The sequence below is a fragment of the Microbulbifer mixtoriginis (SeqCode) genome (assembly GCF_052466695.1).
The window spans coordinates 2,574,497-2,586,799 of record NZ_CP174285.1 but is presented as its reverse complement, the minus strand read 5'-3'; the positions used below and the strand labels follow the sequence as shown (position 1 = coordinate 2,586,799).

Sequence of the window (12,303 nt, the reverse complement as noted above, 5' to 3'; positions counted from 1 at the left end):
AAATTCATAATATTAAATATGAGGGGCACGGCGGTGATAATAGCCATACCTAGAGAGACCGTAGAGGGGGAGGCGCGTGTTGCGGCAACTCCGGAGAGCGTAAAGCGATTAATTGACTTGGGTTTTTCTGTTGTTGTACAAGCCGGGGCTGGTGAAAAGGCTAGCTTTGCCGATGAATTATATCGACAAGCTGGTGCTGAGATCCGTGGGGATATAGTGGCTTGCCTAAAGGGGGCGGAAGTTGTTCTTAAAGTGCAACCGCCAACGGATGAAGAGTTGGCTTTAATCCCTAAGGGGGCAACATTGATTGCCTTCTTAAAGCCAGCACAAAATGCCGAGCTCCTACAAAAGCTTGCCGATAATGATATTAACGCACTTGCCGTAGAGTCCATCCCCAGGATTTCCCGGGCCCAGAAAATGGATGCGCTCAGCTCCATGGCTAATATTGCCGGCTATCGTGCCGTCATCGAAGCCGCACATAATTTTGGTCGTTTTTTTACCGGGCAAATCACCGCGGCGGGAAAAATCCCTCCAGCCAAAGTTCTCGTTATTGGTGCAGGTGTTGCCGGACTCTCGGCAATAGGTACAGCTAAAGGTATGGGAGCCATCGTTCGGGCATTTGATACCCGAGCCGAGGTGCGCGAACAAGTAGAATCCATGGGGGCCGAGTTTCTCACAGTAGAGGTGGAAGAGGAGGGCTCGGGTTCTGGCGGATATGCCAAGGAGATGTCGAAGGAATTTATTGAAGCGGAAATGGCGTTGTTTCGCGAACAGGCCAAGGATGTGGATATTGTTATTACGACGGCATTGATACCCGGTAAACCAGCACCAAAACTATGGCTTGCCGATATGGTTGACAGCATGGCGCCTGGCTCTGTGGTGGTGGATCTGGCGGCAGAAATGGGGGGTAACTGTGATTACACCGTCCCTCACCAGAAAACAGTACATAGTGATGTGACAATCATTGGCTACACCAATTTACCCAGCCGTGCAGCGGCACAGTCTTCCCGATTGTACTCCACCAATCTCGCCCATTTACTCAGTGAACTCACTCCGAAAAAGGATGGTGAAATAGATCTTAATTTTGAGGATGAGGTTATTCGTGGAGCGACTGTGGTTAAGTCAGGGGAGATCACCTGGCCTCCTCCCGCTCCCAAGATCTCTGCGCAGCCCCAGAAGCCAACAAAAGCCGCAGAGGAAACCAAGGTTTCTGTTGAAGAAAAAGTTGAAAAGCGCAAATCTCCCCTATCCATTTTTGTTTTCTGGGCAATCGCTGGAATATTACTTCTTTGGCTTGGCCGGGTAGCTCCATCAGACTTCGTTTCACACTTTACCGTTTTTGTGCTGGCCATTTTTGTCGGTTGGCAGGTAATTTGGAATGTCACCCATGCCCTGCATACCCCATTGATGAGTGTTACTAATGCGATTTCTGGGATTGTTGTGGTGGGGGCATTGTTACAATTGGGAGCTACTGGTTCTGGGCTTGTAACCTTGCTGGCCTTTGTTGGTGTACTTGTAGCTAGTATCAATATATTCGGTGGTTTTTTTGTTACCTACCGGATGTTGAAGATGTTTCGTCGTTAAGAAGGGAGATAAGTGATGAACGGTATGATTGCAATGGCTTATCTTTTTTCCGCGGTAATGTTTATTTTAAGTCTGGGCGGTTTGTCCAGTCATGAAACTGCGCGCCGGGGGAATATCTACGGAATGGTTGGTATGGCGGTTGCCATAATAGCCACTATTTCCGGTATTGCTTCCGGCGCTTACTGGATGGTGATTATTGCCATGGTGGTGGGGGCTGTAATAGGCCTGTCACTCGCAAAACGCGTGGCTATGACGCAGATGCCGCAGATGGTAGCCCTTCTGCACAGCTTCGTTGGCCTTGCGGCAGTTTTAATTGGTTGGGGGGGCTTTCTCGATCCTCGAGTCAATCTCCATGGTTCTGCACATGTTGTGCATAGCACAGAAATTTATCTCGGGGTGTTTATTGGGGCTATCACCTTAACGGGGTCACTAGTTGCTTTTTGTAAGCTACAAGGCATAGTTTCCGGTAAGCCCTTGATGTTGCCGGCTCGGCACTGGCTTAACCTAATTGCTATCCTGGCCTGTATCGTATTAGGTGTGCTCTTTGTGCCTGCAGAAGTGAGTGGGCCTACGGTTATCAATCTATTAGTGATGACCGCTATTGCTTTATTGTTAGGTATCCACTTAGTGGCTGCTATCGGTGGGGCTGATATGCCGGTGGTTATCTCCATGCTGAACAGTTACTCAGGATGGGCCGCAGCGGCTACTGGATTTATGCTAGGCAATGATCTGCTTATCGTAGTTGGTGCACTCGTTGGTTCTTCCGGTGCGATCCTCAGCTATATTATGTGCCGCGGTATGAATCGCTCTTTTATCAGTGTGATTCTCGGTGGTTTTGGTTCTGACGGTGGGGAAGTCTCCGATGAGGAAGTCGAGGGTGAGGTGATTGCCATTGACCAGCAGGAATTAGTCGATGACCTCAAGAGCGCCGATAGCATCATTATCGTGCCTGGGTTCGGAATGGCTGTTGCCCATGCGCAACAAGCCGTCAGCGACTTGACCGATCGCCTGCGCGGTATGGGTAAAACAGTGCGTTTTGGTATCCATCCTGTTGCAGGGCGACTGCCGGGCCATATGAATGTCTTACTGGCCGAAGCCAATGTGCCTTACGACATAGTGTTAGAGATGGATGAAATTAATCCCGACTTCCCCAGCACCGACTTGGTACTGGTGATCGGAGCCAACGACACTGTTAACCCCGATGCCGTAGAAAAACCCGGCTCTCCAATTGCTGGAATGCCTGTAGTGGAAGTTTGGAAAGCGCGCAAAGTGGTGGTGCTTAAACGTTCTATGGCCTCTGGTTATGCGGGTGTGGCAAATCCCCTGTTCTATAAAGAGAATACTCGTATGTTGTTTGGCGATGCCAAAGACAGTCTGCAGGGTGTAATTGGGAGGGTTTGCGACTAATAAAATAGCGCCTGATGTTTAATCATTTGGTGGCCATTACCCAATGGGGCTGAGACACTGATACCAGATTGGTATTGGATGTTTCAGCTCCATTTGTTTTTTCAGAGTGAAATTATTCTTAAATTACTTTGACTATCGCTGGCTTTCATTAATAGTGATAACCTCCCCTACTTTAATAGTATTAGACAAAAATATTAAAGGAGCTGGGGGATGGGGACCCGTTTTCGTAAACTTGCCTTGCAAGGAATGATGGCGTTTGGAACGCTTGCTCTGATTGCTTGTGGTAGTGGCGGCGGCAGCGGAGATGATACGCCTGAAAGAACGAATGCTACGGGTACTGCTGGTAATGCAGAGCTTCCTACCTCGGCTGGAGAATCTTGGGTAGAGAATAACTTTTTGCCATCCTCGACTTTTGTAGCTAGATGCGTCTCACCAAGAACTGGTACCGACCCAGCAACTGGCTACGAATATATCGATCAGCTGGGAACACGCGTCGACGAAAACAACTGGCTTCGTTCCATGAGTAATGAAGTCTACCTTTGGTACGATGAAATTACAGATAAGGATCCGGCAAGCTTTGATGACTCTTTGGCTTACTTTGATCAGCTGAAAACGTTTAAGAAGACGCCCTCCGGCCGAGATAAGGATCGTTTTCACTACACGATTCCGACCAGCGAATGGTTATCGCAAACCGAGTCCGGAGTCTATGTTGGCTATGGACTTCAGTGGGCACTTCTATCGAGTGAGCCACCACGAAAGGCAGTAGTCGCCTACCTAGATGAAGAAAGCAATGAAAGTTTGCCAGGTATTATTACTCGGGGTGCTGAGGTGATCAGTGTGGATGGAGTCGACTTGGCCAATGGTGAAGATATAGATACGCTAAATAATGGCCTGTGGCCTGAGAGTGAAGGTGAATCCCACACTTTTGAATTTAGGCCAGTGGGCTCTTCCTTGATTGAAAAGGTTACTCTAGTTGCCTCAGCAGTGAAGTCTGATCCAGTTCAGTTTGTAAAGACCGAGGTGACGGGCTCCGGTCGCAAAGTGGGCTATATACTTTTCAATGATCATATTGCAACAGCTGAGGCGGAATTAATTAATGCAGTTACTCAGTTAGATACCGCTTCTGTTGAAGATTTAGTGTTGGATTTACGCTATAACGGCGGTGGGTATTTAGATATTGCTGCAGAGCTAGCCTATATGATTGCTGGTACAGTAACAATTGGCCAGCCCTTTGAGCGGACCAAGTTTAATAATAAGCATCCAGAGACAAACCCAATCACAGGGAAACCAATTGACTCGACCCCGTTTCATACCTCTGCGCTTGGGCTTATAGATGAGGGTTTGAAAGGAGCCCCTTTGCCTACATTGAACCTTCCACGTGTATTTGTTTTGACCAGTGAGAATACTTGCTCGGCCAGTGAGGCTATTATTAATGGCTTGCGCGGAGTAGATATAGAGGTTATTCAGATTGGTGAAACTACTTGTGGCAAGCCCTATGGTTTTTATCCGTTGGATAATTGTGGTACTACTTATTTCACAATTCAGTTTTCTGGTGTGAATGCTAAAGGCTTTGGCGATTATTCAGATGGGTTTGCCCCTAATGGTACCGATAATACAGCTGCTGATTTGCCGGGTTGTCATATCGGCGATGACTTTTATCATCTTTTAGGTGATTCCAATGAGGCTCGTTTTGCGGCAGCCCTAAACTATATTGAAACAGGGGAGTGTGGTGATATAGCCGTTAGTGCATTTTCTGAGTCTGGTATCAATTCACGCATTCCAGTATCAAATGTTCAAGTGCCAAAAGAAGCTTCTCGTAGCAATCGGATAATGGTGAGATAAAATGAAAATTGCAGCCCTGATAGGTTACTGCTGTCTTGCCGTTATATGCTTGGGATGTGCCTCTCAGTCAAATATTCAGAGTGTCCAACCGGCGCTTTTGAAAAAGGTTAGCCCAGAAGTTACTGCGGAGATACAAGTGCTGGTTTCAGAAGCCTTGGGTGGGGTTAAAGTTACTCTGGGCTCTGAAGTGTTTGTAGAAAAAAGTATTCTGGTCGTTGAACGTAATCGGCAGCATATGGCATTAATTGGTCGAGATATGGCGAAGCCCATCAAATTCCAGTTACTTACGGATGGGCGGAAGTGTTGGCTTGCTCGACTTTCTAGCGATGAGATGTGGGAACTGTCTGTACCCTGTGAGCTTGCTGTTGATGAAGATACTTGATGGAGATTATCAAGAAACGGCAGAGGCCGCTTCTTGATAAAACATCAGCGCAGCAAGTTAGACTTGCGTACATCCGGCTTCTTCGCAGCTCGATAGATTAAAGCGATTTTACCAATCTCCTGGATCAGTTCAGCAGAGGATTTCTGGCAGAGCTCCCCTACAATCTGATGTCGGACTTCACGGTCAGCGATCATCAGCTTTACCTTGATCAGCTCGTGATCTTCCAGTGCACGTTCCAGTTCTTCCATCACGCCCTCGCTGAGCCCATTGCCCGCTACAGTCACGACAGGTTTGAGATTGTGACCGAGAGAGCGCAGTGCTTTTTTGCGGTCGGCGGTTAAAGGCATACAATACTCCATTACCACTTTGTGGATATCGATATGGGAGTGACCAAAAGCCTCGATCTTCGTCAGCAGTTGTTTGGCTGACCCGATCGCGGCTTATGACCGCTCTTACTAATAAGCTGTAGTGATTGTAGGCATTGTACCCGATGGGCCGATCTAAGAGCAGCCACCGCTGGCTGCGTGAACATTTTAATGACCATTACGTCAAACAGTCCCAGAAAGAGGGCTATCGCTCCCGTGCCAGCTACAAGCTGCAGGAGTTACAGGATAAGGACCGCCTGTTCAAGCCAGGCATGACGGTTGTCGACCTGGGCGCTGCACCGGGAGGGTGGTCTCAGGTGGCGATGGAGCTAGTGGGGCACAAAGGCCGGGTTTTGGCGTCTGATATATTGCCGATGGACCCCCTGGCCGGTGTGGACTTTGTGCAAGGTGACTTTACTGAGGAGTCAGTGCTCAACGAGCTGCTGCAACATCTTGGCGATGAGATGGCAGACCTTGTGATTTCCGATATGGCCCCCAATATGAGTGGGATACGCGATGTTGATCAGCCCGCCTCCATGTATTTGGTAGAGTTGGCAGTAGATATGGCCCGGCAGGTATTAAAGCCCGGCGGTGCTTTTGTTGCCAAAGTCTTCCAGGGAGAGGGGTTTGATGAGCTGATCCGCGACTTGCGCGCGAGCTACAACAGTGTTGTGACTCGTAAGCCTGGCGCCTCCAGGCCTCGCTCTCGCGAAGTCTATTTGGTGGCCAGGGGCTTTAAGGGCAATTAGGCGCGAAGGCGTATTTCTAGTCTGCCTGCTCGATATGGTATAAGCAGTATTCCTATTGGGCGGCAGGGCTGTTGTCTCCTACACCTATACTGATTTGATGGGTATAGATAGGATCGGCACAGCAAAATGAACGGATTTTGAGTGCGAAAGCGAGAGGGCTATCCCTTTGAATGATATGGCAAAGAACCTTGTACTGTGGTTGATCATCGCGGCGGTGCTGCTGATGGTATTTCAGAATTTTAAGCCGCAGACACGGGATGAGGCTCTCAGTTATTCCGACTTTGTTCAGGATGTGCAGTCGGGACAGGTGAAAAGCGTCGTTGTGGATGGTCTGGTGATTACTGGCGAAAAAGCCGACGGCAGTCGTTTCAAGACTATCCAGCCACAGATTATTGACGATGAACTCACCAATGAGTTGGTGCGCAGTAATACCCAGTTCGTTGGCCGTGAACCTGAATCTCCCAGTATCTGGCAGCAACTCTTGGTAGCGAGCTTCCCGATCCTCATTATTATTGCCGTCTTTATGTTCTTCATGCGCCAGATGCAGGGCGGTGCTGGTGGCCGTTCCGGGCCTATGGCTTTTGGTAAAAGTAAAGCGCGCCTATTAGGCGAAGATCAGATCAAGACCACCTTCGCCGATGTTGCGGGTGTGGATGAAGCCAAGGAAGAAGTACAGGAGCTGGTAGAGTTTCTACGAGACCCCACTAAATTCCAGCGCCTGGGCGGTAATATCCCCCGTGGTGTACTGATGTGTGGTCCTCCCGGAACTGGTAAGACCCTGCTGGCTAAGGCCATTGCCGGTGAGGCAAAAGTGCCCTTCTTCTCTATTTCCGGTTCCGACTTCGTAGAAATGTTTGTCGGCGTGGGTGCTTCCCGCGTCCGTGACATGTTCGATCAGGCCAAGAAGCAAGCTCCCTGCATTATCTTTATTGATGAAATCGACGCCGTAGGCCGCCACCGTGGCGCCGGTGTTGGCGGTGGTCATGACGAGCGTGAACAAACACTCAACCAGCTACTGGTAGAGATGGATGGCTTTGAAGGCAATGAAGGGGTGATCGTGATCGCCGCCACTAACCGCCCGGACGTACTCGACCATGCTCTGTTGCGCCCCGGTCGATTCGACCGTCAGGTATTTGTCGGCCTACCGGATATCCGTGGCCGCGAGCAGATTTTGACTGTGCATATGCGCAAGGTGCCACTGGATGACAAGGTCAATGCTCAGACTATTGCGCGGGGTACACCCGGTTTCTCCGGTGCCGATTTAGCCAACTTGGTGAATGAAGCTGCACTTTTTGCTGCTCGCGCTAATAAGCGTACGGTGACCATGGAGGAGTTTGAGCGTGCCCGTGACAAAATCATGATGGGTGCCGAGCGCAAGTCCATGGTGATGAATGAGAAAGAGAAAGTGAATACTGCTTATCATGAAGCGGGTCATGCGATTATTGGTCGCCTGGTTCCAGAACATGATCCGGTACACAAGGTCACCATTATCCCTCGCGGCCGTGCACTGGGTGTTACCCAGTTCTTGCCTGAGGAGGATAAGTACAGCCTTTCCAAACGTGCGATTGAATCCCAGTTGTGTTCACTGTTTGGTGGTCGTATTGCTGAAGAGATGACCCTGGGTATAGATGGTGTGACAACTGGTGCGTCCAACGATATCGAGCGCGCTACCGACTTGGCACGTAGTATGGTGACCAAATGGGGACTCTCTGAGAAACTTGGTCCTTTGCACTATGGAGAAGATGAAAGTGGCCAGCCGGGGCAGGGTAACCCGGTTTCCGGCAAGACCTCTAATGATATTGATGAAGAAGTTCGCCGTATCATTGATAGCTGCTATGAACGTGCCAGCCAGTTGCTAGAGGAAAATCGGGATATCCTTGAAGCGATGAAAGATGCCCTGATGGAATATGAAACCCTGGACGCAGAACAAGTGGACGACCTGATGGCTCGTCGCAAAGTGCGTCGACCTAAAGACTGGGAAGACAACAATTTTGGCTCCGGTGGCAACAGCTCAACCGATGAAGCGGATAAAACGGATACATCTGAGGTCTCTACGGAGGCAGACAAGAGTAACCCGGTTGGTGGCCCGTTAAACGAGCACTGATTCTCAGCGAAATATTCAAATGGCATAAGCGGAATGTAGGTCGGGATGGCGTCAGTCCACCCCGGTTCGACATTCCGTTTTTTTATCTCTGTATATGAAAATTACCTGTGGAAAACACACACTAGACCTCTCCTCACCGGTAGTGATGGGGGTTCTCAACACCACCCCAGACTCTTTTTCCGATGGTGGCAGTTACTATCAGGCTGGCATGCTAGACCTGTCTCTTGTCTTGCGCCGGGCCGAGCAAATGCTAGACGAGGGGGCCGCAATTATTGATGTGGGTGGGGAGTCTACTCGACCTGGAGCTTCTCCTATTTCTGAGGAGGAGGAGCTCGACAGGGTACTTCCCGTGGTAGATGCAATTTGTACGAGGCTGGATGTCGTCGTCTCGGTAGATACCAGTACACCAACAGTGATACGCGAAGCCGCTAAAGTGGGAGCAGGGCTTATCAATGATGTTCGTGCACTTGAGCGAGAGGGTGCACTTGAGGCTGCCGCGCAAACAGATTTACCGGTATGCCTTATGCATATGCAAGGACAGCCGGATACCATGCAAACTTCCCCCAATTATAGAGATGTAGTAACGGAAGTCGCCCATTACCTGGCGGGCCGTATTGAGGCCTGTGGTGCGGTGGGAATTAACCGAGAGCGCCTCTTGCTGGACCCAGGCTTTGGCTTTGGCAAGACCGATGCTCATAACCTGGCTTTATTGGGTGCCTTGTCGCAATTGGGCCCAGCGGATGTCCCTATACTGGCTGGCTTGTCGCGTAAGTCGATGATCGGGCGCCTGTTGCAGCGAGAGGTGGAAGATCGGCTTCCAGGTAGCCTTGCACTTGCTATGCTAGCAGCCCAGCGAGGAGCAAAGATTTTACGGGTGCACGATGTTGCAGAGACAGTTGATGTTCTGCGATTACAGCAAGCTGTCGAGGGGTTTAAAGCCTAATTCCTACAAACATTAGCCTCCTAAAATTGTAGAGGCATTTTTAAAATTTTTACAAATTAAATGCGGCGTAGTTAGCTGCAGTAGAGAACAGAAATGGAAAGAAAGTACTTTGGCACTGACGGAATTCGTGGACATGTGGGAAAGGGGCCAATAACCCCGGACTTTATGCTGAGGTTAGGGTACGCCACTGGTAAGGTACTGGGAAAGATGTCCGCGGGTAAGAGGTCCAGTCGCCCCTATATTTTAATTGGCAAGGATACTCGAGTGTCCGGCTATATGTTTGAAGCTGCCCTGGAGGCGGGTTTAATCTACTCTGGAGTTGATGTGGGCCTATTGGGACCCATGCCTACCCCTGCTATTGCCTACCTCACTCGCACTTTCCATGCTCGGGCGGGAATTGTAATCAGCGCCTCCCATAACCCTTTTCACGATAACGGCATCAAGTTCTTCTGTGCCGAAGGCTACAAATTGCCCGACGAGGTAGAGCGCGAGATCGAAGCTGCGCTCGAACTTCCCATGGAAGCGGCGGAAAATCTAGGCAAGGCATATCGAGTAGATGATGCGGCCTCGCGTTATATCGAATTCAGCAAAGCATCCACACCTTGGAACTTTTCCTTGGGTGGTCTCAAAATCGTTCTTGATTGCGCAAACGGGGCCACTTATCACATAGCACCAAAGGTCTTTCGAGAACTGGGGGCAGAAGTGACTGCCTTAAGTGCTAGCCCGGATGGGCTAAATATCAATCTGGAATGTGGCTCCACCAAACCCAAGCAGCTACAGAGCGCAGTAGTGGAGCAAGGTGCTGATCTCGGGATCGCTTTCGATGGTGATGGCGACAGGGTTTTGTTTGTTGATCGCAATGGTGATCTTGTCGACGGGGATCAGCTGCTCTTTATTATCGGCCTTTACCAGCAGGAGCATCTTGGGGGCTGTAAGGGCATTGTCGGTACCCTGATGAGTAATTACGGCTTTGAGTTGGCCTTGCGGGAGCGCAATATCCCGTTTGAGCGCGCTAAAGTTGGCGACCGCTATGTGCTCGAAAAAATGAAGGCCAATGGCTGGATGCTGGGTGGTGAATCTTCTGGCCATATCATCTGCGCCGATGCTTCAACAACCGGAGACGGCATTGTTGCTGCTCTTCAGGTGCTTCGAGCCCTTTCTGAATTTGGCCTACCTCTGCATCAGCTCAAGGCGCGCATGCAGATGCTTCCCCAGCACATGATTAATGTGCGACTTGGACATCGCGATGGTATACTCGACCATCCGGAAGTTATGGCAGCGGTCAGTGATGCGGAGCTTCAGCTCGCTGACAATGGTCGTGTTCTGCTGCGTCCCTCTGGTACTGAGCCCCTTATCCGGGTAATGGTGGAAGGCCGTGATAGCACACAGGTAGAGCAACTGGCACAGCAGATCTCCGCTGTAGTACAAAGGGTTGGGGGCGGCTGAGCCCTTCATTAGGGGTGCTCCTGAGGCGTTCTATAGGGCGCCATCAGTGAGATAGGCAAACTCGTATATTTTTGGTTGTATGTTGGCGGCAATGTCGCTAAGATTTGCGCCCCTTAAAGGAGCACACATGCGAATACCGCTGGTAGCAGCTAACTGGAAAATGAACGGTAATAAAGCCTTTGCCGAACGTTTTTTTTCTGACTTCGACTTGCAGGCTATTGCCGCTCACGTGGTTGTTTGCCCGCCATTTCCTTATATTCCCCTGGTGTCCCAGGTAGCAGAAGATAGGGAGCGCTTTAGTGTTGGTGCGCAAAACCTCAGTCAGGAATCCAGTGGCGCGTATACCGGTGAAATATCCGCTGAAATGCTACTCGACTGGAATGCTCGCTATGTCATTGTTGGGCACTCCGAGCGTCGCAGTCTCTATGGGGAGACAAGCGAGCTGGTAGCCAAGAAGTTTGTGGCTGCCCAGCAGACTGGTTTGATCCCGATCCTTTGTGTCGGGGAAACCCTGCAAGAGCGTGAGCAGGAGCGTACTCTCGAGGTGATCGCAAACCAGCTTAAAGCTGTTAGCGACATCATCGAAAGTGATACCTGGAAGCATTCAGTTGTGGCTTATGAACCTGTTTGGGCAATAGGCACAGGTAAAACTGCAACGCCTGAAGAAGCGCAGGACGTTCACCAATTTATTCGGGGTGAGCTCGGTAATGTAGGTGAGCAGGTACAGATTTTATATGGCGGTAGTGTAAAATCCGCTAATGCCAGCGCCTTGTTTGCGCAGGCTGATATTGACGGCGCCCTTGTGGGTGGCGCTTCGCTTGATGCGAAAGAGTTCGCCGCAATTTGTCGCGCTGCTGAATAATATTCAGCGAGCGGATTAGGGAATACTAAAAACGGGTTAGCACAACCCCGGTAGAGAGTTTCCAGAAAATGGAAGAAATTGTTTTAGGTATACACGTTCTGGTTGCATTGGGTATTATCGGCCTGATTTTATTGCAGCAAGGTAAGGGTGCCGAGGCCGGTGCCTCCTTTGGTGCAGGTGCATCTCAGACAGTTTTTGGTAGCCAGGGTGGCGGAAATTTCTTTTCCCGCTTGACAGCAATTCTTGCTACTGTATTCTTCGTCACCAGTTTGGGGCTGGCCTTTCTGGCTCGCCAAAACGCAGATGCCGATGTCGATGCAAATCTGCCGCAAATACCTGCTGCAGTTGAGCAAGTTGGACCGGCCAACGAGTTGCCAGAAATCGAAAGCGATATCCCGCAACTTGAATCAGATCTGGAAGCCGGTGATGTTCCTCAGGCTCCGACTGAAAGCAGCGATTCGCAAGAGCCAGCTGTAAATCAGGAAACTGATTCAGAGGAACAGCAGTAAAGATTTTTGCCCAGGTGGTGGAATTGGTAGACACGCTATCTTGAGGGGGTAGTGAGCTATGCTCGTGCGGGTTCAAGTCCCGCCCTGGGCACCACATCAAGATCCGAAGA

The 12,303-nt window shown here is 50.1% G+C and carries 11 protein-coding genes and 1 tRNA gene; 11 read left to right on the top strand and 1 reads right to left on the bottom strand.

Annotation, left to right across the window (positions count from 1 at the left end):
• The first annotated feature begins 33 nt into the window (after positions 1–33).
• From ACJJI0_RS11400 to ACJJI0_RS11385, 4 genes are all read left to right on the top strand, one after another.
• A complete protein-coding gene (locus ACJJI0_RS11400; protein WP_444882654.1) occupies positions 34–1,584 on the top strand; it encodes a Re/Si-specific NAD(P)(+) transhydrogenase subunit alpha in 1,551 nt (516 codons plus the stop codon).
• Between the two features lie 15 nt (positions 1,585–1,599).
• Complete coding sequence (pntB, locus tag ACJJI0_RS11395) at positions 1,600–2,991, top strand: Re/Si-specific NAD(P)(+) transhydrogenase subunit beta (protein ID WP_444882653.1); 1,392 nt, start codon at positions 1,600–1,602, stop codon at positions 2,989–2,991.
• 210 nt (positions 2,992–3,201) lie between these two features.
• On the top strand, positions 3,202–4,833 hold the full coding sequence (locus ACJJI0_RS11390; RefSeq protein ID WP_444882652.1) for a S41 family peptidase: 1,632 nt from the start codon (positions 3,202–3,204) through the stop codon (positions 4,831–4,833).
• Between the two features lies 1 nt (position 4,834).
• Positions 4,835–5,215 (top strand): hypothetical protein, encoded by a 381-nt coding sequence (locus ACJJI0_RS11385; RefSeq protein ID WP_444882651.1) that lies wholly within the window; start codon positions 4,835–4,837, stop codon positions 5,213–5,215.
• Positions 5,216–5,259: 44 nt separating this feature from the next.
• Here the strand turns inward: ACJJI0_RS11385 and yhbY are convergent, their stop codons facing one another.
• Positions 5,260–5,562: a ribosome assembly RNA-binding protein YhbY gene (yhbY, locus tag ACJJI0_RS11380; RefSeq protein ID WP_252083197.1), complete on the bottom strand. Its 303-nt coding sequence runs from the start codon at positions 5,560–5,562 to the stop codon at positions 5,260–5,262.
• Between the two features lie 143 nt (positions 5,563–5,705).
• Here yhbY and rlmE point away from each other — a divergent pair, with 143 nt between their 5' ends.
• From rlmE to ACJJI0_RS11345, 7 genes are all read left to right on the top strand, one after another.
• Positions 5,706–6,329 (top strand): 23S rRNA (uridine(2552)-2'-O)-methyltransferase RlmE, encoded by a 624-nt coding sequence (gene rlmE / locus ACJJI0_RS11375; protein ID WP_252083196.1) that lies wholly within the window; start codon positions 5,706–5,708, stop codon positions 6,327–6,329.
• Positions 6,330–6,504: 175 nt separating this feature from the next.
• Positions 6,505–8,433, top strand: coding sequence for an ATP-dependent zinc metalloprotease FtsH (gene ftsH / locus ACJJI0_RS11370; protein WP_444882650.1), 1,929 nt, complete (start codon positions 6,505–6,507; stop codon positions 8,431–8,433).
• A 94-nt stretch (positions 8,434–8,527) separates the two neighbouring features.
• The gene (folP, locus tag ACJJI0_RS11365; protein WP_444882649.1) at positions 8,528–9,376 is read left to right on the top strand and encodes a dihydropteroate synthase; all 849 of its coding nucleotides are present in this window, start codon (positions 8,528–8,530) and stop codon (positions 9,374–9,376) included.
• A 93-nt stretch (positions 9,377–9,469) separates the two neighbouring features.
• A complete protein-coding gene (glmM, locus tag ACJJI0_RS11360) occupies positions 9,470–10,822 on the top strand; it encodes a phosphoglucosamine mutase (RefSeq protein WP_444882648.1) in 1,353 nt (450 codons plus the stop codon).
• A 127-nt stretch (positions 10,823–10,949) separates the two neighbouring features.
• Positions 10,950–11,684: a triose-phosphate isomerase gene (gene tpiA / locus ACJJI0_RS11355; protein WP_444882647.1), complete on the top strand. Its 735-nt coding sequence runs from the start codon at positions 10,950–10,952 to the stop codon at positions 11,682–11,684.
• Positions 11,685–11,752: 68 nt separating this feature from the next.
• Positions 11,753–12,193: a preprotein translocase subunit SecG gene (gene secG, locus ACJJI0_RS11350; RefSeq protein ID WP_252083192.1), complete on the top strand. Its 441-nt coding sequence runs from the start codon at positions 11,753–11,755 to the stop codon at positions 12,191–12,193.
• Positions 12,194–12,201: 8 nt separating this feature from the next.
• Positions 12,202–12,287, top strand: a tRNA-Leu gene (locus ACJJI0_RS11345).
• The last annotated feature ends 16 nt before the right edge of the window (positions 12,288–12,303 follow it).

Coding starts and splice junctions, on each gene's coding strand:
- pntB (WP_444882653.1), top strand. CDS start 1,600: ATGAACGGTATGATTGCAATGGCTTATCTTTTTTCCGCGGTAATGTTT.
- ACJJI0_RS11390 (WP_444882652.1), top strand. CDS start 3,202: ATGGGGACCCGTTTTCGTAAACTTGCCTTGCAAGGAATGATGGCGTTT.
- ACJJI0_RS11385 (WP_444882651.1), top strand. CDS start 4,835: ATGAAAATTGCAGCCCTGATAGGTTACTGCTGTCTTGCCGTTATATGC.
- yhbY (WP_252083197.1), bottom strand. CDS start 5,562: ATGCCTTTAACCGCCGACCGCAAAAAAGCACTGCGCTCTCTCGGTCAC.
- rlmE (WP_252083196.1), top strand. CDS start 5,706: ATGGGCCGATCTAAGAGCAGCCACCGCTGGCTGCGTGAACATTTTAAT.
- ftsH (WP_444882650.1), top strand. CDS start 6,505: ATGGCAAAGAACCTTGTACTGTGGTTGATCATCGCGGCGGTGCTGCTG.
- folP (WP_444882649.1), top strand. CDS start 8,528: ATGAAAATTACCTGTGGAAAACACACACTAGACCTCTCCTCACCGGTA.
- glmM (WP_444882648.1), top strand. CDS start 9,470: ATGGAAAGAAAGTACTTTGGCACTGACGGAATTCGTGGACATGTGGGA.
- tpiA (WP_444882647.1), top strand. CDS start 10,950: ATGCGAATACCGCTGGTAGCAGCTAACTGGAAAATGAACGGTAATAAA.
- secG (WP_252083192.1), top strand. CDS start 11,753: ATGGAAGAAATTGTTTTAGGTATACACGTTCTGGTTGCATTGGGTATT.